The following is a 24,493-nucleotide window of genomic DNA, read 5'->3' on the forward strand; positions in this document are numbered from 1 at the left end:
GCATGACCTCTGCACAGACCAGGACCTGGTTCATCACCGGCGCCTCCCGCGGTTTCGGTCGCGAGTGGAGCATCGCCGCCCTCGAGCGCGGCGACAACGTCGCCGCCACCGCCCGCGACACCTCGACCCTCGACGACCTCGCCGAGCGCTACGGCGACCGGCTGCTGCCGCTGCAGCTGGACGTCACCGATCGCGGAGCGGACTTCGCCGCGGTGAAGCAGGCGCACGAGCGCTTCGGCCGGCTGGACATCGTGATCAACAATGCCGGGTACGGCCACTTCGGCATGGTCGAGGAGCTCAGCGAGGCCGACGTCCGAGACCAGCTCGAGACCAACTTCTTCGGTGCGCTGTGGGTGACGCAGGCGGCGCTGCCGATCCTGCGTGAGCAGGGCAGCGGGCACATCCTGCAGGTGTCGTCCATCGGCGGCATCTCGGCCTTCCCGCTCGTCGGCGCGTACCACGCCTCCAAATGGGCGCTCGAGGGCTTGAGCCAGGCGCTGGCGCAGGAGGTCGCCGACTTCGGCGTGAAGGTGACGCTCATCGAGCCGGGCGGTTTCTCCACCGACTGGGCCGGGCCCTCGGCGAAGCACTCCGAGGAGCTGCCGGACTACGACGACTTCCGCGCCAGGGCGCAGGAGCAGCGCAAGCAGCGGACCTCCAAGTCCGGCGACCCGAAGGCGAGCGCGGCAGCGCTGCTCAAGGTCGTCGACGCCGACGAGCCGCCGCTGCGGGTCTTCTTCGGCGAGGCGCCGCTGGCCATTGCGGAGAAGGACTACGAGTCGCGGTTGGCGAGCTGGCGGCAGTGGCAGGACGTTGCCGTCGAGGCCAACGGCTGAGTGGTCGGCGCCGGTACCCGGCCTGAGTACCGGCGCTCAGGCTTCCTGGCTACGGTCGGAGGATGGAGTGTCGCGCCGGTGCCGTGTGGGACGAGACGTACCTGGCCTACGACTTCGGCGACCACCCGCTGAATCCGGTGCGTCTCGATCTCACCGTCCGCATGGCGCGGGAGCTGGGCGTACTGGAGCGCCTCACCGTCACCGCCCCGGTGGCCGCCGACGAGGCGCAGCTGCTGACCATCCACGACGCCGGCTATCTGGCCGCAGTGCGCGAGGCGAGCGGGGACCCGTCCTTCACGGGCTTCGGACTGGGGACCACCGACGACCCCGTCTTCACCGGGATGTACGACGCCGCGGCGCTGATCGCGGGCGGGTCCGCGCAGGCGGCGCGCTCGCTGTGGTCCGGGGAGGTGGAGCACGCCGTCAACATCGCCGGCGGCCTGCACCACGCCATGCGCGACCACGCCGCTGGCTTCTGCATCTTCAACGACGTCGTCCTGGGCATCACCGAGCTGCTGGCAGCCGGGGCCGAACGGGTGGCCTACGTCGACATCGACGTCCACCACGGCGACGGCGTCCAGGCCGCCTTCTACGACGACCCGCGGGTACTGACGATCAGCCTGCACCAGGACCCGCGGACGCTCTTCCCCGGCACGGGCATGCCGAGCGAGACCGGCAGCGGTGACGCCGAGGGGACGGCCGTCAACGTCGCGCTGCCGCCGGGCACCACCGACGCCGGCTGGCTACGGGCCTTCGACGCCGTGGTCCCCGGCGCGGTCCGGGCGTTCGCACCCGACGTCCTGGTCTCGCAGTGCGGCTGCGACACCCACCACGAGGACCCGCTGGCCAACCTGCAGCTGACCGTCGACGGTCAGCGCGCCGCCATCGCGCGCATGCACCGCCTCGCGCACGAGGTCGCGGGCGGCCGGTGGCTGGCCTTCGGCGGCGGCGGCTACGGGCTCGTCCGCTGCGTCCCCCGTACCTGGACGCACCTGCTGGCCGAGGCGACCGGCAGCGCTGTGGATCCCGACGCCGCGGTCCCGGCGGGATGGACCCGGCACCTGCGCGGCCGCGGCTACACCGGCGCGTTGCCCGACCGGATGGGGGAGAAACCGCTCGCCGAGGTGACGCCGTGGATCCCCGGCGGCGACGGGTGGCTCGACGGCGCGATCGGCGCCACCCGCCGGGCCGTCTTCCCGCTGCTCGGACTGGACCCCGATGACCCCCGGGACTGATCGCGCCGTCGCCCCCGCCCACTGGGAAGCCGACGTGGTGGCGGCCGACGGCGGCACCGTCCACCTCCGCCCGATCCGACCCGAGGACGCCGAGGCGCTGGTGCGCTTCCACGGCGGGCTGTCGCAGCGGACCCGCTACCTGCGCTACTTCTCCGCCTATCCCCGCATCCCCGAACGCGATCTGGCCCGCTTTGTCACCGTCGACCATCGCGACCGCGTCGCCTTCGTGGCCGAGCTGGCGGGCGAGATCATCGCGGTGGGGCGCTACGAGCGGTACGAACAGACCACCGACGCGGAGGTGGCCTTCGTCGTCGCCGACGCCCACCAGGGTCGCGGCATCGGCTCGGTTCTGCTGGAGCACCTGGCGGCCGCCGCCCGCGAGGTCGGGCTGCGCCGCTTCATCGCCGTGGTGCTGGCCGAGAACAGCGCCATGATCCGCGTCTTCCGCGAGGCCGGCTACGAGACGACCCGTCACATCGAGCACGGCGAGGTGACCCTCGAGTTCGCCGTGGACGAGACCGCCGTGACCGAGCGGGTGACGCGCGAGCGCGAGCAACGCGCGGAGGCCCGCTCCATCGGCCGGCTGCTCGCTCCCGGCTCCGTGGCCGTGGTCGGCGCCAGCAACGACGAGGGCAAGCTCGGCAACGCGGTGTTCCGCAACCTGCTGCGCACCAATCCCGAGGCCGCGCTCTACCCCGTCAACGCCGAGGCGCGTCACGTCCACGGGGTGCCGGCCTATCCCTCGGTGCTCGACATCCCCGGCGAGGTCGACCTGGTGGTGATCGCGGTGCCGGCGGCCTCGGTGCCGGGGGTCGTCGAGCAGTGCGCCCGGCGCGGGGTGCGGGGGCTGGTCGTCATCTCCGGTGGCTTCGGCGAGAGCGGCAGCGACGACGCCCGCGACGCCGGCCGTGACGAGCAGCGGCGCCTGGTCGCCTCGGCGCGATCGCACGGCATGCGGGTGGTCGGGCCCAACTGCCTCGGCATCGTCAACACCGATCCGGCCGTCCGGCTCAACGCCTCGCTGGCTCCACTCTCGCCACGGCCGGGACGGGTGGGTTTCTTCAGCCAGTCCGGCGCCCTCGGCGTGACCATCCTCGGTGAGGCCGCCCGCCGGGGCCTCGGGGTGTCGTCGTTCGTCAGCGCCGGCAACCGCGCCGACGTCTCCGGCAACGACCTGCTGCAGTACTGGGAGACCGACGACCGGACCTCGGTCGTCCTGATGTACCTGGAGAGCTTCGGCAACCCGCGCAAGTTCGCCCGGCTGACCCGGCGCCTGGGACGGACGAAACCGATCGTCGCGGTGAAGAGCGGCACCGCCATCGCCCCGGTCGCCGGTCTGGCCCAGACCTCGGTCGACGTCCCCGAGATCAGCGTCCGCACGCTCTTCGAGGCCTCCGGTGTCATCCGGGTGGAGACGGTGAGCGGCATGTTCGACATCGCGCTGCTGCTCTCCACCCAGCCCCTGCCGAAGGGCGACCGGGTCGCGGTGGTGGGCAACTCGACGGCCATCGGCGTCCTGGTCGCCAACGCCTGCGCGGCCGAGGGGCTCCGGCTGACCAGGTTGGACGACACCGGTGTCGAGGCGGGCCCGGAGGCCTTCGCCGCCGCGCTGCGCACCGCGCTGGACGATCCCGAGGTGGACGCGGTGACGGTGGTCTTCGTCCCGCCGCTGCAGCCCGAGACCGGGGACGAGGTGGCGCGCGCCGTCCGGGACCTCGCCGCGACGAGCGAGAAGCCGGTGCTCTCGACCTTCCTCGGCTTCGAGGGCGTCCCCGAGGCGCTTGCGGCGCCCGGTTCGGACGCGCCGCCGGTGGGGTCGGTGCCGTCCTACCCGTCGCCCGAGCGGGCGGTCCGTGCGCTGGCCCGCGCCGTGCGCTACGCGCGCTGGCGGACAGCCGAGCCGGGGACACTGCCGGTCTTCGACGACGTCGATCTCGACGCCGGCCGGGCGGTCGTGCAGGCCGCCCTCGCCGAGACCCCGGCAGGACGTCAGCTCGGTGCCGACGAGGTGGCCCGGCTGCTGGCCGCGGCCGGGATCACGCTCTCGCAGGAGCGGCCGTCGGAGACGGTGGAGGTCGAGCTCGCCGTCTTCGACGAGCGGTCCTTCGGCGCGCTGGTCTCCTTCGGCATCGGGGGAGTGGCGACCGAGCTGCTCGGTGACACCGCCTACGCCGCCGTGCCACTCACCGGCCTGGACGCACAGAAGCTCATCGCCGCGCCGCGGGCGGCGCCCCTGCTCACCGGGTACCGGGGCGCGCAGCCCTGCGACACCGATGCGCTGGCGCAGCTGGCGCTACGGCTCTCCGTCCTGGGTGATGCGCTCCCCGAGATCGCCGAGTGCCGCCTGTCCGTGCTCGCCACGCCGTTTGGTGCCCACGTCACCGCTGCTGCGGTCCACATCGCGCCCGCCACCGCCCGGGCCGACACCGGTCCCCGGCGGCTGCGCGGGCTCTGAGCCCCTCGATGATCAACAGGCGGTTTCGGTCGCGATGACGACCGAAACCGCCTGTTGATCACTTGCGGGAACGAGCGGGTGGTGCCGCTGCAGGTGCAGTGCCGCGGCGGAGGTGCCGAGCCGGGTTACGGGGTGACGGTCACCCGGTCCGCCGGCGGCGGTGCGATGTTCGGGTGCGCCGCCAGGTAGGCCAGGAAGGCGTCGAGGTCGACGGGGCCGCCGGCCAGGTCCGTGCCCTTGGTGAATTCGGTGAAGCCGTCCCCGCCGGAGGCGAGGAAGTTGTTCACCGAGACCCGGTAGGTCGCAGAGTCGGTGACCGGCACCCCGGCAACGGTGATGTTGCTGATCTTGGAGCCCAGCGGCGCCGAGGTCGAGTAGCTGTAGTGCAGCGTGCTGGAGATCTGCAGGATCTTCTGGCCGGTGGTGTTGTCGAACTGCTGCTCGAGCACCCGCTTCAGATTGGCACCGGTGAGCGTGATGGTCTGCATGATGTTGCTGAACGGCTGCACCGTGAACGCCTCGCCGTAGGTGACGACGCCGTCGCCCTCACCGTTGGCTGAGGAGGCGTAGGTGAGGTCGGCGCGGATGCCGCCCGGGTTGGTGATGGCGATCTGGGCGCCGTTGCTCCTCGTCGCCTCGAGCTGGGCGTCGGCGATGACGTCACCCAGCGGCGACTCGCCCGACGCGGCACCGGCGCGGTTGAGGTCGGCGGTGATGGTGCCGACCTTGCGGTTGGCGATCGGGGCCGCCTTGGTCTTGGCCTCGTCGACGAGGGCCGTCGTGGCGGCATCCGGCGTGACGTCGCGGGTGACGATCTCGTTGTGGGCCGTGGTGGCCGAGCGGACGACGTCGCGCGTCTTGCGGTCGATGACCAAGTCGACGACCGACAGCAGCCGGCCGAACGACGCTCCCTGGATCACCGGTCGCGGGTTGCCGGCCGGGTCGGGGAACGAGCAGTTGTACTGCTGGTGGCTGTGGCCGGTGAAGAAGGCGTCCACCTTGGGCGTGGCTGCCGCCGCAATCTTCGCGGCGGGGCCGGCGGCGACCAGCTTGCAGTCGTCGGGGCCGCCACCCTCGGTGTTGTCGCCCTGGTGCAGCAGGACGACCTGCGACTTGACGCCGAGCCGGTCGAGCAGGTTCGCGGTCTTGTCGATGGCGCGGACCTCGTCACCGAACTTCAGCCCCTTGATCGCCTCGGGGGTGACGACGGTGGGCAGGTCCTTCAGCGTCGCGCCGATGATGCCGATGGGCACGCCGCCGGAGAACTTCACGGTGAAGGGCAGCAGGGCCGGGAAGCCGTTCGTGAAGGTGACGTTGGCCCCGAGGAACGGGAACTTCGCGCCACCGAAGCTCGGACGGAACTGGCACCCGTCGGTCGGGTGGCAGCCACCGAACTGCATGCGCTGCAGCTCCTTATAGCCCTCGTCGAACTCGTGGTTCCCGACGACGGAGGCCTGCACGCCGAGCTGGTTGAGGAAGTCGATGGTGGGCTCGTCGTGGAAGAGCGCAGAGATGACCGGCGAGGCGCCGATGTTGTCACCCGTCGAGAGCAGCAGCGAGTTCTTCACCTCGCTGCGCAGCTGCTTGACGTGGGTGGCGAGATAGGCGGCGCCGCCGGCGTTGACGGTGGTGCCGTTGGCCAGCGTGACCCGGCCGGACGAGCCCGACGGCGGCTCGAGATTGCCGTGCAGGTCGTTGAAGCTGATCAGGCGGACGTCCACGGTGCGGGCCGGGGGCTTCGGCGTGGCCTGCGCCGTGCCAGGGATGGCGACGGCGGCGAGACCGACGCCGGTCAGCAGGGCGGCGGCGGTCGCGACGCGACGTTGCCAGCGGGGTGACGACATGGGTTCCTCTTCGCTCGGTGATTTCTCAGGTGCGCAGGAAGTAGACCAAACGCGGGTGAACGTGACCAGAACCCGAAGCCGGGGCACGCCAGGGGAGACAAGACTTTTCGACGTCGGTTGAGCCACCAGCCGGTATTGCGACCGGACCACGGCTGGAGGCCGACGTGAAGGCAGTGACATGGCAGGGCAAGCGGGACGTCCGGGTCGAGGACGTCCCGGACCCCGAGATCCGGGACCCCGAGGACGCCATCGTTAAGGTGACCTCGACCAACATCTGCGGCTCCGACCTGCACCTCTACGAGGTGCTGGGCGCGTTCATGGAACCGGGCGACATCCTCGGACACGAGGCAATGGGCGTCGTCGAGGAGGTCGGACCGGAGGTTCGCGGACTGTCCGTCGGCGACCGTGTCGTCATCCCGTTCCAGATCTCCTGCGGCCACTGCTACATGTGCGACCAGCAGCTCTACACCCAGTGCGAGACGACGCAGGTCCGCGAGTACGGCAGCGGCGCGGCCCTCTTCGGCTACAGCAAGCTCTACGGCGAGGTCGCGGGCGGGCAGGCCGAGTACCTGCGGGTGCCGCAGGCGTCGTTCACGCACATCACGGTCCCGGACGGGCCGGCCGACGAGCGCTTCGTCTATCTCTCCGACGTGCTGCCCACCGCCTGGCAGGCGGTGGCGTACGCCGACGTCCCGAAGGACGGCACGCTCGTCGTGCTGGGGCTGGGACCGATCGGCGACATGGCGTCGCGCATCGCCACCCACCAGGGCGCACGTGTCATCGGCGTCGACCTGGTGCCCGAGCGCCTGGAACGGCTGCGGGCCCGCGGCATCGAGACCGTCGACCTGAACTCGCTGGACAAGCAGGACGAGATCGGCGATGCCATCCGGGAGCTCACCGGTGGCCGCGGCCCGGACTCGGTGGTGGACGCCGTCGGCATGGAGGCCCACGGCTCGCCCGGCGCCAAGGCCGCCCACAAGCTCGCCGCGCTGCTCCCGGACGCTGTCGCCGAGCCGATGATGCTCAAGGCGGGGACGGATCGGCTGGCGGCCCTGAACTCGGCCATCGACATCGTCCGCCGGGGCGGGACGGTCTCGCTGAGTGGCGTCTACGGCGGCGCGGCCGACCCGCTGCCGATGCTGCAGATGTTCGACAAGCAGATCCAGCTGCGGATGGGGCAGGCCAACGTCAAGCGCTGGGTCGACGACATCATGCCGCTGCTCGACGACACCGACGTCCTCGGCGTGGAGTCCTTCGCGACCCATCGGGTGCCGCTGGCCGAGGCGCCGGAGGCCTACGAGACGTTCCAGAAGAAGCAGGACGGTGCCGTGAAGTACGTGCTGACCCCCTGACGACGCCCGGCGGCAACATGCGGGCGGCAGACTGTCCGTCATGCCCGTGCTCCATCTGGACGGTCAACACCTCTCCGCCGACGCGCTCGCTCCGCTGACCGCCGCGCCCGTGCGGGTCTCGCTCGATGTCGAGGCCCTGCACCGGGTGCGGCGGTCGCACGAGTGGGCGGTGCGGCTGCGGGGGGAGCGTCCCATCTACGGCCGCAGCACCGGCGTCGGGGCCAACCGGGAGGTTGCGGTCGAGCCGACGGTCGAGGCGGCGCAGGCGTTGCTGCGCAGTCACGCCACCGCAGCTGGCCCGCTGCGCAGTCCGGAGCGGGTCCGCGCGCTGCTGCTGGTACGGCTCAACCAGCTGTTGGCCGGCGGCTCCGGCGTGGCCCCCGAGGTCGTCATGGGCCTGACCGCCCTCATCGAGGACGATGCGCTGCCCGCGGTGCACGAGCACACCGGGGTCGGGACCGCGGACCTCGCCGCGCTCGCGGCCACCGCGCTGGCCGTGCAGGATCACGCCGCCGCCCGTGGTCTGCCGCTGCTGCTGGGCCCGGACGACGCCCTGCCGTTCCTGTCCAGCAATGCCGCGGCGCTGGCCGACGCCGGGCTGGGGCTGTCGCGGTTCTCCCGGGCCACCCGGGCCGGGCTCGCCGTGGCCGCGCTGAGCTTCTTCGCCCTCGACGGCAACCTCGAGGCCTTCTCCCGGGCGGTGGAGCGGGCCACGCCGATGCTCGGGGCGCGGGCGACCTGCAGCGCGATGCGCAGCCTCATCGGCTCCGAGGCGAGCCGGGCCCTGCGCATCCAGGACCCCTACGGCCTGCGCGCCCTGCCGCAGAGCCACGGCGTGCTGCTGGACGCGCTGGCGGCGCTGCGCGACACGGTCGACGCCTACGTCAACGCGCCGTCGGAGAATCCGGTGATCCTGCCGGACGGTGCCGTCGCCCATCACGGCGGTTTTCACGCCTCGTACCTCGCCGTCGCGGCCGACACGGTGCGCAATGCGGCGGTCCAGTCGGCGCAGCTCGTCCAGCACCGCCTCACCTATTTGAGCGAACCCGCGCATACGTCACTGCCCGCCTTCCTCGGCGACGGGACGCCGGGGGCCTCGGGAGTGATGCTGGTCGAGTACGTCGCCGCGGCTGCGCTGGGCGACATCCGTGCCGCGGCGACACCGGCGGCGGTCCAGACCACCTCGGTCTCGCGCGGCGCCGAGGACACCGCCAGCTTCGCCTCGCTGGCAGCCCGGCAGCTGCTCGCCAGCGCCGAGAGCTACGAGCTGCTGGTGGCCACCGAGCTGCTGACCGCGGTCCGGGCCAACCGGATGCGCGCGCCGCAGCCCACCGGGGTCCTCGGCGACGTGCTGGCGGCCTGCGCGGACCTCTCCGGCGACGTCGCGGACCGCGATCTCACCGCCGACATCGAGCTGGCCCGGATCCTGCTCAACCGGCTCGTCGACTTCGCTGACATGACGCTGCCCGACACCAGCTGGGAGAACGACCTGCCCGAAGCGCTCAGCGAACAGCTGACCCAGCGCTCAGCGGACAGGTGACCCGATGACCCGTCCGCTCGGGCTGCGTGGCGGCAGCGTCGCCGCCGGGTTGCCGGGAGAGAGCGCGTAGAGCCGCTGCCGCTGGTCCAGCGGCGGGACCCAGCCGTACCGGACGCTGGCACCGTTGGTGGTGCGGGTGTCGCAGAGCGGCAGGGTGAGGGTCGTGGTGACCGGGCGGAGCACGGTGCCGTCGGCCGCGGTGGCGAGGAAGAGCAGCCGCCGCTGCTCGCTGGGACGGACGGCCGTGCAGGAGCTGCCGAGGGGGGAGGAGGCGGCGTTCTCCAACGACCGCTGCAACGCCTGCGCCTCGTCCCCGCTGAAGACCAGGGAGGCCGGGCCGGGGGCATCGGCGCCCCGCACCGCCGAGCCGTAGGCGCAGACCGTGATCGACGTGGCGGTGCGGGCGAAGAGCCGTCCCGGACTGTCGGTGCCGGGCTGCAGCCGTGCCGGGAACAGGTCCGGGCACGACGCCTTGCGGATGGGGAGGTGGTCGGTGGCCGACGGCTCGGGGCGGTCCGTCCCGCCGGGGGTCGGCTCGCCCGAGGCGATGCCGCGCCCGCCCGGTGCGACGGCCGCGCTCTCCCCCGGGCCGTTCCGGGGCGAGGAGCCCCCGTCGTCCCGATTGCCCGCCACGACACCGACGACGGCGGCGGTGGCCCCGACGAGCACGACGGCGGCGGCACCCTGGACCCAGCGGGTCCGTCGCTGTGCCCGCGCTGCTGCTCCCGCGGCGACGACGCGATCGGTGTCGGGCCGATCGCCCTCGCCGGCGCGCAGGGCTCGGCGCAGTTCGTCCTCGGACGGGCTCATGACGTCACACCTCCGCTGGTGACTTCGACGCGCAACCGGGCCAATGCCCGGGCGCAGCTGCTCTTGACGGTGCCGACCGGGATGCCGAGGGTTGCCGCGGTCTGCTGCTCGGAGAGGTCGCAGTAGTAGCGCATCACCACCACGGCGCGGTCGCGTGCCGGCAACCCGGCCAGCAGCCGGCGCAGCTCGTCGCGCTGCTCGGAGGCTGCGAGCTCTGCAGTCTCGGCCGCGGGTTCGGGGAGCTCGTCGGTGGGGCGCTCGCCCCACCACCGTCGCCGCTGCGAGTCGATGTGCGCGTTCACCATCGCCTTGCGGGCATAGGCCACCGGCGCGTCGACCCGTCCCCACCTCAGGGCGAGCTTGATGAGCGCTGTCTGCACGAGGTCCTCGCCGCGGTGATGGTCTCCGGTCAGCAGCCGGGCGGCATGCAGCAGCGAGGCGCCGTTCGTCTCCACGAAGGCGCGGAACCCTGCCTCGTCTCGCATGCTCCTCCCGTCCCGGTCACTGACTGAGACGAGGTGGACCGCCGTCCGGGTTCCACCACATCAGGAAATGGGGCACGCCGGTGTCGCCGGTGCGGAACTCCTCGCCCTCGGCGCGGAAGCCGTGCCGTTCGTAGAAGGGGCATGCCGTGGTCCGGGCGTTGCACCAGAGGATCTCGTCGGTCCCCACCCGGCGGCAGGCGGCGGCGAGGACGAGCGAGCCGACGCCGCTGCCCTGCCGCTGCGGCGCGACCGCCATCCCCCGCAGTCGCAGACCCGGGCGTGCCGGCCACAGCGGGCACGGTTCGCGCAGGAGCACGACGGCACCGACCACCTCCTCCCCGTCGCGGGCGGCGAGGTGGACGGCACCGGGAGCGTCGCCGGGGGCCGTGGTGTAGCCGGGGTCGGCACCGCGCAGGACCGCGAGCCGCAGCGCGCGGGTGACCTCCGCCCCGACCTCGTCGACCCGGATGCTCACCGGCCCGGCTGGTAGACCATGAGCACGACGATCACCACGAAGATCAACGCCACGATCCCGCCGCCGGCGGCGACCCGGCCGGTGAGCGTCACCACCGACTTCTCCTCGCCGATCAGCGTGGTCGCCTTCTCCAGCGTCGGGACGATCAGGCCGAGGGTGAGGCCGGCAGCGACGAGCCACAGCAGCAGCGACAGCCAGATCCAGGTCTGGCCGAACTCGCCGACCTTCTCGCCCTTCGCGTACGGCGAGTCCAGGCTCATCAGCGCGAAGCCGGCCAGCACGACGAGCACCGAGACGTAGGCGTAGATCCGCAGCATGCGTGCCGACGCGCCGGTGGCCGCGCCGTCACCGGTGCGGATACCTCGGCCGGCGGTGGTGGCGCCGTGGACCAGCGGTCCGATCGCGAAGACGGCCAGGACGAGGTGCACCGCGAGCAGCAGATGGTAGGCGGACATACCGGCAGGCTAATCCAGGCCGGACGGCCGACTATCCGGCCCGCCGCTTGCCCCGGCGCTGGGTGAGGTAGTCGGCGACGACGTACTCGCCGAGCGCCCCACGCTTGGGAGAGAAGACGCGACCGCCGTTGCGCCGTCCGATGTCCTGCATGAACGAGACCAGCCGCGGGTCGTCGTCGAGCATGAAGACGTTGATCGTCGCGCCGCGACGGGTGCAGCGCTCGACCTCGGCCAGTGTGGCTGCCACGGTCTCCGGGCTCGGCGGCCAGGTGAAGTCGGCGAAGCCGTCGACGGCCAGATGCGCGGTGGGCTCGCCGTCGGTGATCACCAGGATGAGCGGCTCGGCGCCGCGGTGCTTGTCCAGGTGGCGGCGGGCGAGCATCAGTCCGTGCTGCAGGTTCGTGCCCTGCACCCGATCCCAGTCGTGCTCGACCAGGGCGTTCGGGGTCATCACCCGGGCGTAGTCACTGAAGCCGATGATCTCGATGGCGTCCTGCGGGTACTTGGTGGTGACCAGCGAGTGCAGTGCCAGCGCGGTCGTCTTCGCCTCGCCCCAGGTGCCGCGCAGCTCCATCGAGTACGACATGTCGACCAGCAGTGCGATGGCGGCCGAGGCGCGCCGCTCGGTCTCGACCACCTCGAAGTCCTCGGCCTGCATCCGGACCTCGCGCTCACCGCTGCCGGCGCTGCGCAGGACGGCGTTGCGCACCGACCGGACGACGTCCAGGGGCTGCTCGTCGCCGAAGCGCCACTCCCGGCTGGCCCCGGTGATCTCGCCGGCGGCGCCGGCGTCTCGGACGTCATGACCGCCGCGCCCCTTCGCCTCCACCATGCTGAAGACCCGGCGCAGGGCGGTGCTGCCGAGCCGTCGCAGGGCGCGCGGGCTCAGCCGTAGCCCGTCGCCGCCGCGCTGGACGTAGCCCTGCTCGCGCAGCTCGCGTTCGATGCGACGCAGCTGGGCCATGTCCTCGACGGCGGCCCGACCCAGCGCCCGTTCGATCAGCTCCTCGTCGACGTCCTCCAGGCTGGCGCCGGGGTAGTCCTGGCCGAGCAGCTCCTCGAGCTGGTCCAAGTCCGCCAGTTCTGCCAACGCCCCGGTGGCGTCGGAGAGCCCCATGCCCTCGTCGCCGTCCATCCGCTGCCGGCCGCCCCACTGCAGGTCCGGCCGGGCGCTGCGCAACCCCTGCTGCAACCGCGACATCTCGTCGGCCAGGCCGGACTGCGACATCGCCTGCGCCATCAGCCCGGCCAGCTCCTCGCGCTGCTCGGCGGTGAGGGAGTTGAGCAGCTGCTGCGCCGCGGCCGCGCGGCGGGCGAGCTGGTCGACGAGCTCGTCGAGATTCTGCGGCTGTTCGGGGAAGAAGTCGCCGTACTGCTGCATGAACTGCGCGAAGTCCTCGGGGGTGTGCTCCCCGCGGGCGTCGGCGTCGAGCATGTCGTTGAGCGCGCCCATCATCTGCCGCAGCCGCTCGAAGTCCTCGGCCGACGCGTTCTGCATCGCGTCCTTCATGCCGGCGAACTGGGCGTCGAGCACCTCGTCGCGGAGCAGCTGCTGGATCTGCTCGTAGGTCTGCCGTGCCTCGGCCGAGCGCCACTGGTACTCGGCGAGCTCGCGGACCGCGCGACTGGTGTCCCGCGGCAGCGCGTCCAGCTCGGCCTCGGCCATGCGGGCGGAGTCGTCCGGGACGGGGAAGAGGGCGCGCTTCTCCTCCTCCAGTGCGGTGTCGAGCAGCTCCCGGACCTGATCGAGGGTGCCGTCGAGACGTCCTTGCTGGCGCAGCTGCCGTGCCCGCTCGCGCGCCTGCCGGCGCAGCGCGTCCAGCCCGTCTCGCCCGGTCGCGCCTCGCCGCAGCAGCCGGTTCAGCGCATTGCGCGGGGACATGCCCGCGAGGACGTCGTCACCGATCTCGTCCAGCGCCTGCCGGATGTCGTACGGCGGCTCCATCGGGTCCGGTCCGCCCGCGTATGCGCCGTATCGGAAGCTCATGTGTCCCCAGCGTAATCACCAATCCGCGCCAAGGGTTGCGACAAAAACTCACACGGATGCAACACTCCCTCGATCGGGCGGAGACGCTGCCCGCGCGCAGAGAGCCACCACCATGACCTACACGCCCGCTCAGCCCGCCACGCATGCCATCGGCAACGCCTACGGACCGCTGGGCAAGCCGCGTTCGATCGTCGCCTGCATCCTGTTGACGATCGTGACCCTGGGCATCTACGGCCTCGTGTGGACGTTCAAGACCCACGGCGAGCTGAAGGCGCACTCCGGCACCGGCCTGGGCGGTGGGCTCGGCCTGATCCTCTTCCTGCTCTTCTCGCCGGCGACCTACTTCGTGCTGCCGGCCGAGGTTCGCAATGTGGTGGAGCGGAGCGGACAGGAGAGCCGGGTCAGTGGCAAGACCGGCTTCTGGCTCTTCCTGCCGCTGCTGGGTCAGCTGATCTGGTTCGTCAAGGTCCAGGGCCAGCTCAACTCCTACTGGCGGTCGCTCGGCGCGTCCTGATCATCGGTAGGGGCGGGGCGGCCGTCGTCCCCGGTCAGCACCTCGGGCGGGACGACGTTGTCGGGGAACTCCTCCGGCGCGTCCTTACTGGTGTCGCGGTCCGGGGCGGTCGGGTCGAATCCGGTCATGTCGGTGAGGGTGTCCGCTTTCCCGCCCCGGCTCACGGCTGCGTGCCGCCTCGTTCGACGGCGGCGGTGACCCGGCTGAGGAAGTCGCAGACGACGGCCCGCTCGTCGGCCGACAGTGAGCGGGCCACGTCGTCGATGGTCTCGATCACCGGCTCCCATGCGGCATAGCTGTCCCGTCGGGCCGCCGCCGTCTCGGTCAGCCGGACGCGACGCCGGTCGCTGTCGTCGCGCACGCGCCGAATGTGGCCCGAGCGTTCGAGCCGGTCGACGAGGACGGTGGCGGAGGCCGAGCGGATGCCGAGCCGGTCGGCGAGCTCGGCCGTCCCGAGGGGGCCGTGCTGGGTGAGCTCGCCTATCGCCGACATGTCCGTGGCGTTCATCTGCATCACCTTCGCCATACGGGCCACGAGGCCCCGTGATGCGCCGATGAGATCGCGCACGGCCAGCGTCGCGTCGTCGAGGTCGGTCAGCGGCTCGGACGTCATGCCGCGATTGCACCACGGGACGCTCAGTAGAGAAACTGATAGTTAGATTCTCTAGCTATCTCGGGGAGGCTCTCGTCGTCCGACCCCGACGAGAGGCTCCCCATGACCGTGAAAGCCAACCCCACCGTGCTCGTGACCGGCGGCAGTGTCGCCGGCCCGGCCTTGTCCTGGTCCCTGCTGCGCGCCGGCTACCGGGTCACGATGCTGGAGCGCGCTGCGGCGATCCGCGACGCCGGGCAGAACATCGACATCCGGGTGGCCGGCCGCGACGTGCTGCGGACGATGGGCCTGCACGACGCCGTCGTCGCCGAGGGCACGGGCGAGCTGGGCATGCGGATGTACGACGACCGCGGCCGGCCCTACGCCGAGTTCCCCGTCGAGGCCGGCCGCGACGGCCCGACCGCCGAACTGGAGATCCTGCGCGGGAAACTGTCCCGACTGCTGCTCGGGCTGACCGAGGCAACGGCCGAGCACCGGTACGGCACGTCCGTGACCGGGCTCGACGAGGACGGCAGCGGTGTCGATGTCACCTTCGCCGACGGCAGCAGCGAGCGGTACGACCTCGTGGTCATCGCCGAGGGTCGTCGCTCCCGCACGCGCGACCTCGTCTTCGGCGACGCGATCAGCTACGTCGGACGTGAGCAGTACCTGGCCTACGGCCGCATCCCGCGGGTCGCCTCGGACGACGACTGGTGGCGTTGGCTGACCGCCACGGACAATCGGATGGTCTCGCTGCGGCCGGACAACACCGGCACGATCCGCGCCAATCTCACCTTCCTCGCGCCTGCGCTGGGTCTGGACCGCCTCGACCACGCGGCGCAGATGACCGTGCTGCGCGAGCGCTTCGCCGATGTCGGGTGGGAGACCGCGCGCATCCTCGACGGGTTCGCCGCCTCGCCGGACGAGTTCTACCTCGAGTCAGCCGACGCCGTGCGGATGTCGTCTTGGTCGCGGGGTCGGGTCGCCGTCGTCGGCGACGCTGCCTGGGGGGCGGGGCCGACCGGAATGGGCACGACGCTGGCCCTCGTCGGCGCGTACGTCCTGGCCGGGGAACTGGCCGCCGCCGACGGCGATCACGGCCGCGCCTTCGCCGCGTACGAGCGCGTCATGCGCGGATACGTGTCCGACGTCCAGAACGTGCCGCGGGCGCTGCTGCGGGCCGTCCTGCCGCGGACGCGGGTGGGGCTCGTCGCCACCCGGACGGCGTACCGGGTGGCCGCGTCCCCGATCGTGCGCCGGCTCAGCGCGAATCCGCTGCTGTCCGGCGGCGGCGAGAAGTTCTCCTTGCCCCGCTACGAGCTGTACGACGGACCGGCTGCGGACTCTGCGGACTCGACCCCACGATCCGCAGCCGGTCAGGGGGTCTAGAGCGAGTCGCGCCAGCGCAGCCAGGACTTCAACTGGGTGAGGTCGTAGTCCTTGTCACCGTCGACCCCGACGGTGAAGAGGGTGGCGCCGGCCTCGAGCAGGGCCGCGCCGACCTCGGCCGGGTCGCCCTCCGGCGCGCCGACCGAGCGCTCGATCTCGCTCGGGTCGCGGCCGACGTCGCTGCAGTGCCCGGCCAGCACCTCCTGCTTGCGCTTGAAGGTCTCGATGTCGCTGAACGAGTGCCAGATGTCGCCGTGCTGCGCGACGAGGCGCAGCGTCTTCTTCTCGCCACCGCCGCCGATGAGGACCGGGATCTTGCGGGTGGGTGCCGGGTTCAGCTTGGACCACCGCTCCTCGATGCGGGGCAGGTCGTCGCGCAGCTGGTTGAGCCGGCCGCCGGCGGTGCCGAACTCGTAGCCGTACTCGTCGTAGTCGCGCTGGAACCAGCCCGAGCCGATGCCGAGGATGAGCCGGCCGTCGCTGATGTGGTCCACGGTGCGGGCCATGTCGGCGATCAGCTCGGGATTGCGGTAGCTGTTGCAGGTGACGAGGGCGCCGATCTCGACGCGGGAGGTCTGCTCGGCCCAGGCGCCGAGCATGGTCCAGCACTCGTAGTGCTTGCCGTCGGCGTCGCCGTACAGCGGGAAGAAGTGGTCCCAGTTGAAGGCGATGTCGACACCGAGGTCTTCGGCCTCGGCGACGGCGCGGCGGAGGGCGGCGTAGTCGGCGTGCTGCGGTTGCAGCTGGACGCCGATGCGGACGGGGCGGGTGGCAGTGGTCACGTCCTCGACGTTAGCCCTCGATGATCGCTGCGGGCACCCCACTGTCGAGGGCCAGGCGTGAGCGGTCCTTCAGCCGGACCCCGGACTCGCCGAGCTCGGCCGCGGCGCGCAGCAGCCCCGCGATGGCGCGGGCGGCCGTGGCGTAGTCGAGCCCGTCCGGCGGGTGGATGTTGGAGACGCAGTTGCGTTCGGCGTCGGTCCGCCCCGGCCGGGGCGCCCAGGTGAGGTAGGCACCGAGGCTGTCGGAGGTCGAGAGGCCGGGTCGCTCGCCGATAAGGACGAGCACCGCCCGGGACCCTCGCGCGGCGCCGACGTGGTCGCCGAGCGCCACCCGCGCCTCGGTGGCGACGACGACCTCGGCGGCGACGACCCCGAGATCGCGCAGTGCGGTGAGGACGCCCACGGCATGGGCGGTGACCGCACGGGCCGAGAGGCCGTCGGCGAGGACGATCGACACGTCCGGTGCCGCCCCCGGCACCTCGTCGGCGGGTTCGCGACCGAGGTCCGGCCGGCGCAGGTACTCCGACCGGGAGCCGGCGCGGCTGCGCACCCGCAGCGGCTTGCCGAAGCCCGCGGTCACCAGCGCTTCGGCGAGCGTGTCGACGTCCAGGGGCTCGTGCACCGCGTCGCGGGCTGCGGCGTGGGCCGCCGCCAGCTCGAGCACCGCCGAGGTCGGCAGCGCGTCACCGGTGCGGCCCAGGCCGATGCGGGCCTGCGTGCTGCGGCGCAGCTCGTCCCAGAGGTCTGGCACGGCTCAGCCTCCGATCGCCAGCAGCGGCGAGCCGGCGGGGGCACGGATGCCACCGGTGTCGTCGATCATGTCGAGCTCGGCCAGCCAGCGCTCGAACTCCGGCGCGGGTCGCAGGCCGAGGGCGCGGCGCGCGGCGAGGGCGTCGTGATAGCTCAGGCTCTGGTAGCCGAGCATGACGTCGTCGGCGCCGGGGACGGTGATCACGTAGCTGCAGCCGGCGACGCCGAGCAGCATGAGCAGGTTGTCCATGTCGTCGGAATCGGCCTCGGCGTGGTTGGTATAGCAGACGTCCACGCCCATCGGCAGGCCCAGCAGCTTGCCGCAGAAGTGGTCCTCCAGACCGGCGCGGACGATCTGCTTGCCGTCGTAGAGGTACTCCGGGCCGATGAAGCCGACGACGGTGTTGACGAGCAGCGGGTCGAGGTGCCGGGCCAGGCCGTAGGCGCGGCACTCCAGGGTCTGCTGGTCCACGGCGCGGCCATCCGTGCCGAGGTGGGCGCCCGCGGAGAGCGACGATCCCTGCCCGGTCTCGAAGTACATGACGTTGCCGCCGACGGTGCCGCGCCCGAGACCGATCGCGGCCTGGCGTGCCTCCTCGAGGAGGGCGACGTCCACGCCGAAGGCGGTGTTGGTGCCCTCCGTGCCGCCGATGGACTGGAAGACCAGGTCCACCGGCGCACCGGCCTCGATGAGCTCCAGCGTCGTCGTCACGTGGGCAAGCACGCAGGTCTGCGTGGGGATCTCGTAGCGGCGGCGGATGTCGTCCAGCAGCCGCAGCAGGTCGGTCGCAGCCTCGGGGGAGTCCGAGGCCGGGTTGATGCCGATCACCGCGTCCCCGCAGCCCAGCAGCAACCCGTCGAGGACGGCCGCCGCCACGCCCCGCGGGTCGTCGGTCGGGTGGTTGGGCTGCAACCGGGTGGCGAGCCGGCCCGGCAGCCCGATCGTGTCGCGGAAGGCGGTCGTCACCTCGACGCGGCGCGCCACGGTGATGAGGTCCTGGTTGCGCATCAGCTTGCTGACCGCCGACACCATCTCCGGTGTCAGGCCGCGGGCGTGCGACCGCAGCACCGCCGCGGCGTCCGGCCGGGTCGCCACGGCGAGCAGGTGATCCCGCAGCCCCCCGACCGTCAGCGAGGCGAGCGGTGCGAAGGCCACCCGATCGTGGTCGGCGAGGATGAGGCGGGTCACCTCGTCCGTCTCGTAGGGGACGACCAGCTCCTCCAGGAAGGCCCCCAGCGGCACGTCGGCGAGCGCCCACCGGGCCGCCACCCGCTCGGCCGCCGACGTCGCGGCGCAGCCGGCCAGCTGGTCCCCGGAACGCTCGGGCCCGGCCTTGGCGAGCAGGTCGACGAGGCCGTCGAACTCGTAGCCGTGACCGCGCAGCTGGTGCCGGTAGATCATGCTTTGGCGGTGGCGACGACCGCGGGTGTGTCGAGCGTGGACTTCGGCCCCGTGAACCACTTCTTCACCGAGACGTGCCAGGCGATCTCGAGGACGATGAGCAGGCCGAAGACGACCAGCGGGGTGTAGTTGACGAACTTCCAGGCGAAGTTGTCGTACCACGGCGCCCCGCCGGTGGAGGTCGGGAACATCGCCACCACCGAGGTCACCAGGATCTCCGCGACCGCCAGCGGCGCCATCCAGCGGTACTTGCGGCCCAGGCTCCACCGTCCGACGGTGAAGCTGTCACCGGCCTTCCAGCGGTAGTAGATCGGGATGGCGAAGGCCAGGTAGAGCCCGACGACGCCGATCGAGACGACGGCGTAGAAGGCGACCGGGACGGGCGCGCCGCCGATGTCGACCTTCACCAGCGCCGGCAGCGTGAGGATCACCGCGACGATGGCCGAGGTGATCACCGCGGCGACCGGGACCTTGTGGGCGTTGAGCTTCGACAGCGCCGTCGCGCCGGGGATGGCCCGGTCGCGGCTGAAGGCGAACATCATCCGGGAGGTCGAGGTCATGCAGGCCACGGTGCAGAAGAACTGGCCGGCTGTCGAGATGATCAGGACGAAGGCGGCCCAGTGCGGGCTCAAGGCCTGATCGAAGATCGCGATGGACGACCCACCGGCCGCCGTCACGCCGCCGACGTCCTTCACCGCGAAGAGGAACGACAGCAGCAGGATCCAGCCGCCGATGCCGGAGTAGAAGATCGACTGCCAGATCCCCTTGGCCGCCGCGTTCGCCGCGGACTTCGTCTCCTCCGAGAGGTGGGCCGAGGCGTCGTAGCCGGTGATCGTGTACTGCGTCAGGATCGCCGAGAGCGGCAGCACCAGGAAGATGAAGGCGGCGCCGCTGCTCTGCCCGCCGAAGAAGCCGGTGTTGTTCACCGTCTCGCCGAAGACGGTGCCGACGCTCGCGTGGTCCGACGGCACGAGGACCAGCACCGCGATGACGGCGAGGGCGCCCACGACGTGCCACCAGACCGAGATGTTGTTCAGGATCGCGAGCAGGTGCGAGGAGAAGATGTTCACCGCGGCGGCGATGACGAGGATGACCACGAACTCGATGAAGACCCGCGTCAGCGAGTAGTCGGCGGCCCAGGAGGCGCTGTAGTGCCCGACGACCGAGTCGAAGAAGCTGGCGCAGCCGTAGGCGACGGAGGCGTCGATCGCCAGCAGTCCGATGAGGTTCAGCCAGCCGGTGTAGTAGCCGGCCTTGCGGCCGCCGAGCTTGGCCGCCCACCAGTAGATGCCGCCGGAGGTGGGCATGGCCGAGACCAGCTCGGACATGCAGAACCCGATCACGAGGATCAGCACGGCGACGATCGGCCATCCCCAGGCGATGGCCGCCGGTCCGCCGGCGTTCCAGCCGAGGCCGAAGCTGGTGAAGCAACCCGCGAGGATCGAGATGATCGAGAACGAGATGGCGAAGTTGGAGAAGCCGGACCACGACCGGCTCAGCTCCTGCTTGTAGCCGAGCGCGGCGAGGGCCGCCTCGTCGTCGTCGAGGGGCGGGGTGGGGCCGGCTTGGGTAACGGACACGGATCTGCCTCGACTGTGAGCGGGATGGGGACCGGCTCACTATCGAAGGGCGCGCTTTCGGACGCGTCACCGTCGCGTTTCGGTCCGGGCACGTGGCCGGGCCAATCGGACACCGCGCCCGTCCCCGTCGGGTACTAGCACCAACGGACCATGGCGGCTGGTACCGAGGCCGCCGTTGACTCAGGGCTGCCCGGCGGCGCCGACGCCGGAACCCCTTCCCCTTGGAGACTCCCGTGTCCGTACTCCGTTCCGCCCGCCGCACCGCCGCCGCGGTCGCCCTCACCGCGGCGGCCGCCACCCTGGCCGTCCCCACCGCCGCCGACGCCAAGGCCGCTCCGACCGGCGACTTCGCCGTCGTCGCCGGCGGGGTCACCTACAACCCTGCCGCCGGCAAGGACGTCAAGCTCAAGGATCTGCCGCTGGGCAGCGGTGTCTCGGTGCGTGGCGTCAACGTCCGCTTCGAGATCGACGCCGCCACCTTCGGCGTCCGCGACTACACGCTCACCGGCGCGCCGTCGCCGGACCGCATGGTGACGACGCCGACGGTGATCTTCGCGAGCAAGACGCCCACGCTCACCGACGCGCAGCGCGCCGGTGCCCGGCTCGCCCAGCTGGAGGTCCGCGACGACACGCTCACCGCCATCATCAGCAGCGCCGCAGGCAAGCTCAAGATCCAGGCCAAGGACGCCCCGGCCGGCGGCATCTTCCAGATGGAGCCCGAGTTCCCCGCTCCGGTGGCACTCACCCACGTGCTCGGCCCGACGCTGTTCTACTTCGTCAACCCCTTCACCGGCAAGATCAACTTCGGTGACGGGCAGGACCCGGTCGCGAGCGGACCCGGAGCCCACCAGATGCTGCTGGGCAAGGACAGCCCGCAGGTGGCGAGCAAGACCTTCCAGGACGCGACGACGACCCGCTGGTCGGTGCAGCCCGGCGGCCGGCTCGGCGGCGTGCTCGGCGAGGACGCCATCGAGCTCTCCGCCGGGGCCACGAACTGCACCAGCCAGTGTCAGGCGCAGAACCAGGTCCGCGGCTCGCTGCCGGTCCCGCCGCTGCCGAGCGACCCGACGCCCATCGGCGGCTGAGTCAGGGCCCTGCGTCCCCGCCGCGCAGGAGCGCGGCGGGGACAGGTCGTCTCATGCTCGCTCAGCTGTCGCGGCGGCGGCCGCCGGGTCGCGGGAGGAGAATGGTCTACGCCTGCCCGACGTCGCTTTACCAGGTTCAGGCGACTTTATGGAGAAAACATAAAACCCGGTAAGCCTGGTAAGGCGGGTACGGGGTCAGGCCCCGTAGATGGTCTTGGCGCCGTCGGAGTCCTTCGCCAGCCTGCGGTTGAGGTAGAGCCCCTCGAGGGCGAACTCGACCGCCGATGCGGCGATCCCGACCGCGGCGGGACCCTCGCCGACACCATCGGGCTCGAGGCGGTCCAGCAGCTGCGACAGCATCGGCACGGCGCCGACCTGGTCCAGCAGCTCCTGCGCGGGGATGGTGTCGCCGGTGGTGACGGTCTTGCCGCCCTCGAAGCCGTCCTGCAGGGCCCGGAGGTCCAGGCCGGCGAGGCGGGACCGGAAGGTCTCGATGACGGCCCGCCGCAGCAGATGGTCCAGGACCTCGAACTCGCGCCCCTCGTCGGCGTCGTCGAACTCGACCTTGCCGCGCGAGGCGGGGACCACCGCGGGCAGGTCGCAGACCCGCGCCACGGCGGCGCCCTCGTGAGCCACGGCGGCCCGGCGCACCGCGGCCGCCGCGACGGTCTCGACCGCGCCGATGGCGAAGCGGGCCGAGACGCCGGAGCGCTGATCCACCTGCGGGGCGTCGCGGACGTTGCGGGCGAAGCGGCCGACGACCTCGAGCAGGTGGGACGGCACCAGCGGGGCGGCGTGGTCGGTGTCGGACCAGAGCACCGCCGCCTCCTGCGCGATGAGGTGCAGCTCGTCGGAGAGCTCCAGCGGGTAGTGGGTGCGGACCTCGGCGCCGAAACGATCCTTCAGCGGCGTGATGATCCGGCCGCGGTTGGTGTAGTCCTCGGGGTTGGCGCTGGCCACGACGAGCAGGTCCAGCGGCAGCCGCAGCTGGTAGCCCCGGACCTGGATGTCGCGCTCCTCCAGGACGTTGAGCAGCGCGACCTGGATGCGCTCGGCGAGGTCGGGCAGCTCGTTGATGGCGAAGATGCCGCGGTTGGTGCGGGGGACCAGGCCGTAGTGGACGGTCTCCGGGTCGCCGAGGGTGCGCCCCTCGGCGACCTTGATCGGGTCGATGTCACCGATGAGGTCGCCGACGCTGGTGTCGGGGGTGGCGAGCTTCTCGCCGAAGCGCTCGCTGCGGTGGCGCCACTCGATCGGGGTCTCTTCGCCGAGCTCGGCGACGAGCCGGACGGCGGTGGCCGAGATCGGGGCGTAGGGGTGGTCGTTGATCTCGGATCCGGCGACGACCGGGGTCCACTCGTCCAGCAGGCCGATGAGGGTGCGGATGAGGCGGGTCTTGCCCTGGCCGCGCTCGCCCAGCAGCACCAGGTCGTGGCCGGCGAGCAGGGCGCGCTCGACCTCGGGCACGACGGTGTCGTCGAAGCCGACGATGCCGGGCAGGCTGGGCTCGCCGGCGGCGAGGCGGTCGATCAAGTTCTGACGGATCTCGGTCTTGACCGAGCGATGGACGTGGCCGGAGGCGCGGAGTTCGGCGAGCGTGGCGATCGACGGGGCTGTCACCACATCGAAAGTACGGCGCGACGGGCCGCCGTGCCACGCTGTGCGTCATGGCATCCACAGCCGAGCGCATCGACGACCTGGACGCCCGGCTGCTGCGGCTGCTCGCCGCTGCCCCGCGGGTGGGCGTCCTGGAGATGTCGCGCCGCCTCGGCGTGGCCCGCGGCACCGTCCAGGCGCGGCTGGACCGCCTCGTCGAGCGGGGTGTGATCGCGACCTTCGCGCCCGTGATCGACCCGGTCGCCCTGGGCTACGAGGTCACCGCCTACGCCACGCTGGAGATCAGCCAGGGGCGGGGGCAGGACGTCCTGGCCCACCTCCGCGCGATCCCCAACGTCCTGGAGGTGCACACCATCACCGGCCAGGGCGACATGCTCTGCCGGGTGGTGGCCAGGTCCAACGACGACCTGCAGGCCGTCCTGGACCGCGTCACCGAGAACGCCGACATCGTGCGGACGTCCTCGGTCATCGCCCTGTCGAACCCCGTGCCTTATCGCGTTCTGCCGCTCATCTGACGCGCTGGACCGAGGGTCGAGGTCGGCGAGCCCCCGGGGCGAGGCGAGCTGCGGCCCGAGCAGCCGGCCCGCGCGAGCGAAGCGAGCCTGCGGGTGAGCGACGGCAGGAGCGAACGGCGGTCGAAGGCGGACCCGAGCGGAGCGAGCGGTCCGACGCAGACCGCTAGCCGGTAAAAGGCTTCGCGGCGACGAGGGTGACCTTCATGGTCTTGCCGTTGGGGGTCTCGTACTCCACGGTGGCGCCTTCCTCGGCGCCGGTGAGGGCGAGGCCGAGCGGGGACTGGGCGGAGTAGACGTCCACACCCGCAGTCTGCGCCTCCTCACGCGAGCCGATGAGGAACGACTCGGTCTCGTCGTCGCCCTCGAAACGGACGGTGACGAACATGCCCGGGCCGGCGACGCCCTCGCTGACCGGCGCCTCGCCGACCTTGGCGGTGCGCAGCAGCTGCTGCAGCTGGGCGATGCGCCCCTCCTGCTTGCCCTGCTCCTCGCGGGCGGCGTGGTACCCGCCGTTCTCCTTGAGGTCGCCCTCCTCGCGGCGGTCGTTGATCTCCTGTGCCATCGCCGGACGGTTCGCGATCAGCTCCTCGAGCTCCTGGTTCAGGCGGTCGTAGGCCTCCTGAGTGAGGAACGTGACGTTCGCGTCGTCGGTGGTGGACAAGGCACTTCTCCCAAGATGAATTCGCTCCGTCCCGGACGAGACGAAGCAACGAACGTAACACCGAGCCCCGTCCACTGGCACGTTTTCCCGCCTCGGGGACAATGAGGTGGTGCCGAACGACCAGACTGCCGG

The 24,493-nt window shown here is 71.7% G+C and carries 23 protein-coding genes; 9 read left to right on the plus strand and 14 right to left on the minus strand.

The features are described 5' to 3' along the window. Positions 1 to 2 precede the first annotated feature (2 nt). The 3 genes from AC0NZQ_RS11660 (at position 3) to AC0NZQ_RS11670 (ending at position 4,526) form a co-directional block, all read left to right on the plus strand. Positions 3 to 836, plus strand: coding sequence for an SDR family oxidoreductase (locus tag AC0NZQ_RS11660; protein ID WP_474529998.1), 834 nt, complete (start codon positions 3 to 5; stop codon positions 834 to 836). A gap of 62 nt (positions 837 to 898) precedes the next feature. Then, entirely contained in the window at positions 899 to 2,071 is a 1,173-nt protein-coding gene (locus AC0NZQ_RS11665; protein ID WP_474529999.1) for an acetoin utilization protein AcuC, read from the plus strand. Next, on the plus strand, positions 2,055 to 4,526 hold the full coding sequence (locus tag AC0NZQ_RS11670) for a bifunctional acetate--CoA ligase family protein/GNAT family N-acetyltransferase (RefSeq protein WP_474530000.1): 2,472 nt from the start codon (positions 2,055 to 2,057) through the stop codon (positions 4,524 to 4,526). Before AC0NZQ_RS11665 ends, AC0NZQ_RS11670 begins: the two co-directional genes overlap by 17 nt. 125 nt (positions 4,527 to 4,651) lie before the next feature. Here the strand turns inward: AC0NZQ_RS11670 and AC0NZQ_RS11675 are convergent, their stop codons facing one another. After that, positions 4,652 to 6,370 carry a bifunctional metallophosphatase/5'-nucleotidase gene (locus AC0NZQ_RS11675; protein WP_474530001.1) on the minus strand — a complete coding sequence of 573 codons (1,719 nt, stop codon included), beginning with the start codon at positions 6,368 to 6,370 and terminating at the stop codon, positions 4,652 to 4,654. Between the two features lie 164 nt (positions 6,371 to 6,534). Between AC0NZQ_RS11675 and AC0NZQ_RS11680 the strand changes: the two genes are divergently transcribed. Continuing rightward, on the plus strand, positions 6,535 to 7,722 hold the full coding sequence (locus AC0NZQ_RS11680; RefSeq protein ID WP_474530002.1) for a zinc-dependent alcohol dehydrogenase: 1,188 nt from the start codon (positions 6,535 to 6,537) through the stop codon (positions 7,720 to 7,722). A gap of 40 nt (positions 7,723 to 7,762) precedes the next feature. Next, positions 7,763 to 9,262, plus strand: coding sequence for an aromatic amino acid lyase (locus AC0NZQ_RS11685; protein ID WP_474530003.1), 1,500 nt, complete (start codon positions 7,763 to 7,765; stop codon positions 9,260 to 9,262). Here AC0NZQ_RS11685 and AC0NZQ_RS11690 read toward each other — a convergent pair. From AC0NZQ_RS11690 to AC0NZQ_RS11710, 5 genes are read right to left on the minus strand one after another with little or no spacing between them, the layout of a single operon-like run. Next, positions 9,248 to 10,072, minus strand: a complete 825-nt coding sequence (locus tag AC0NZQ_RS11690; RefSeq protein ID WP_474530004.1) for a hypothetical protein — start codon at positions 10,070 to 10,072, stop codon at positions 9,248 to 9,250. The two genes, AC0NZQ_RS11685 and AC0NZQ_RS11690, sit on opposite strands and share 15 nt — an antisense overlap. After that, the gene (locus AC0NZQ_RS11695; protein WP_474530005.1) at positions 10,069 to 10,557 is read right to left on the minus strand and encodes a SigE family RNA polymerase sigma factor; all 489 of its coding nucleotides are present in this window, start codon (positions 10,555 to 10,557) and stop codon (positions 10,069 to 10,071) included. Before AC0NZQ_RS11695 ends, AC0NZQ_RS11690 begins: the two co-directional genes overlap by 4 nt. Positions 10,558 to 10,573: 16 nt before the next feature. After that, positions 10,574 to 11,032 carry a GNAT family N-acetyltransferase gene (locus tag AC0NZQ_RS11700; RefSeq protein ID WP_474530006.1) on the minus strand — a complete coding sequence of 153 codons (459 nt, stop codon included), beginning with the start codon at positions 11,030 to 11,032 and terminating at the stop codon, positions 10,574 to 10,576. After that, positions 11,029 to 11,487: a hypothetical protein gene (locus AC0NZQ_RS11705; protein WP_474530007.1), complete on the minus strand. Its 459-nt coding sequence runs from the start codon at positions 11,485 to 11,487 to the stop codon at positions 11,029 to 11,031. The genes AC0NZQ_RS11700 and AC0NZQ_RS11705 overlap by 4 nt, the downstream gene beginning before the upstream one ends. Positions 11,488 to 11,518: 31 nt before the next feature. Beyond that, a complete protein-coding gene (locus AC0NZQ_RS11710; protein WP_474530008.1) occupies positions 11,519 to 13,474 on the minus strand; it encodes a vWA domain-containing protein in 1,956 nt (651 codons plus the stop codon). A 112-nt stretch (positions 13,475 to 13,586) separates the two neighbouring features. Between AC0NZQ_RS11710 and AC0NZQ_RS11715 the strand changes: the two genes are divergently transcribed. Next, positions 13,587 to 13,988, plus strand: coding sequence for a DUF4234 domain-containing protein (locus tag AC0NZQ_RS11715; protein WP_474530009.1), 402 nt, complete (start codon positions 13,587 to 13,589; stop codon positions 13,986 to 13,988). Here AC0NZQ_RS11715 and AC0NZQ_RS11720 read toward each other — a convergent pair. Beyond that, entirely contained in the window at positions 13,961 to 14,116 is a 156-nt protein-coding gene (locus AC0NZQ_RS11720; RefSeq protein ID WP_474530010.1) for a hypothetical protein, read from the minus strand. The two genes, AC0NZQ_RS11715 and AC0NZQ_RS11720, sit on opposite strands and share 28 nt — an antisense overlap. 32 nt (positions 14,117 to 14,148) lie before the next feature. Next, complete coding sequence (locus AC0NZQ_RS11725; RefSeq protein WP_474530011.1) at positions 14,149 to 14,601, minus strand: MarR family winged helix-turn-helix transcriptional regulator; 453 nt, start codon at positions 14,599 to 14,601, stop codon at positions 14,149 to 14,151. Between the two features lie 102 nt (positions 14,602 to 14,703). Between AC0NZQ_RS11725 and AC0NZQ_RS11730 the strand changes: the two genes are divergently transcribed. Continuing rightward, positions 14,704 to 15,969, plus strand: a complete 1,266-nt coding sequence (locus tag AC0NZQ_RS11730) for an FAD-dependent monooxygenase (RefSeq protein ID WP_474530012.1) — start codon at positions 14,704 to 14,706, stop codon at positions 15,967 to 15,969. Here the strand turns inward: AC0NZQ_RS11730 and AC0NZQ_RS11735 are convergent. From AC0NZQ_RS11735 to AC0NZQ_RS11750, 4 genes are read right to left on the minus strand one after another with little or no spacing between them, the layout of a single operon-like run. After that, positions 15,966 to 16,751, minus strand: coding sequence for an LLM class F420-dependent oxidoreductase (locus AC0NZQ_RS11735; protein ID WP_474530013.1), 786 nt, complete (start codon positions 16,749 to 16,751; stop codon positions 15,966 to 15,968). The two genes, AC0NZQ_RS11730 and AC0NZQ_RS11735, sit on opposite strands and share 4 nt — an antisense overlap. A gap of 10 nt (positions 16,752 to 16,761) precedes the next feature. Continuing rightward, positions 16,762 to 17,502, minus strand: coding sequence for an ethanolamine ammonia-lyase subunit EutC (gene eutC, locus AC0NZQ_RS11740; RefSeq protein ID WP_474530014.1), 741 nt, complete (start codon positions 17,500 to 17,502; stop codon positions 16,762 to 16,764). Between the two features lie 3 nt (positions 17,503 to 17,505). Beyond that, the gene (locus tag AC0NZQ_RS11745; RefSeq protein ID WP_474530015.1) at positions 17,506 to 18,903 is read right to left on the minus strand and encodes an ethanolamine ammonia-lyase subunit EutB; all 1,398 of its coding nucleotides are present in this window, start codon (positions 18,901 to 18,903) and stop codon (positions 17,506 to 17,508) included. Next, positions 18,900 to 20,483: an amino acid permease gene (locus AC0NZQ_RS11750; RefSeq protein ID WP_474530016.1), complete on the minus strand. Its 1,584-nt coding sequence runs from the start codon at positions 20,481 to 20,483 to the stop codon at positions 18,900 to 18,902. Before AC0NZQ_RS11750 ends, AC0NZQ_RS11745 begins: the two co-directional genes overlap by 4 nt. Positions 20,484 to 20,716: 233 nt before the next feature. On the opposite strand from AC0NZQ_RS11750, the gene AC0NZQ_RS11755 reads away from it, so the two are divergent. Continuing rightward, positions 20,717 to 21,568 carry a hypothetical protein gene (locus AC0NZQ_RS11755; protein WP_474530017.1) on the plus strand — a complete coding sequence of 284 codons (852 nt, stop codon included), beginning with the start codon at positions 20,717 to 20,719 and terminating at the stop codon, positions 21,566 to 21,568. Positions 21,569 to 21,763: 195 nt separating this feature from the next. On the opposite strand, the gene AC0NZQ_RS11760 is transcribed toward AC0NZQ_RS11755, so the two are convergent. Next, the gene (locus tag AC0NZQ_RS11760) at positions 21,764 to 23,188 is read right to left on the minus strand and encodes a sigma 54-interacting transcriptional regulator (RefSeq protein WP_474530018.1); all 1,425 of its coding nucleotides are present in this window, start codon (positions 23,186 to 23,188) and stop codon (positions 21,764 to 21,766) included. 47 nt (positions 23,189 to 23,235) lie between these two features. Between AC0NZQ_RS11760 and AC0NZQ_RS11765 the strand changes: the two genes are divergently transcribed. Next, the gene (locus AC0NZQ_RS11765; protein ID WP_474530019.1) at positions 23,236 to 23,700 is read left to right on the plus strand and encodes an Lrp/AsnC family transcriptional regulator; all 465 of its coding nucleotides are present in this window, start codon (positions 23,236 to 23,238) and stop codon (positions 23,698 to 23,700) included. 163 nt (positions 23,701 to 23,863) lie between these two features. Here AC0NZQ_RS11765 and greA read toward each other — a convergent pair whose 3' ends face one another. Next, entirely contained in the window at positions 23,864 to 24,361 is a 498-nt protein-coding gene (gene greA, locus AC0NZQ_RS11770) for a transcription elongation factor GreA (RefSeq protein ID WP_474530020.1), read from the minus strand. Between the last annotated feature and the right edge of the window lie 132 nt (positions 24,362 to 24,493).

It is taken from the genome of Jatrophihabitans sp. sgz311053, from assembly GCF_056135305.1.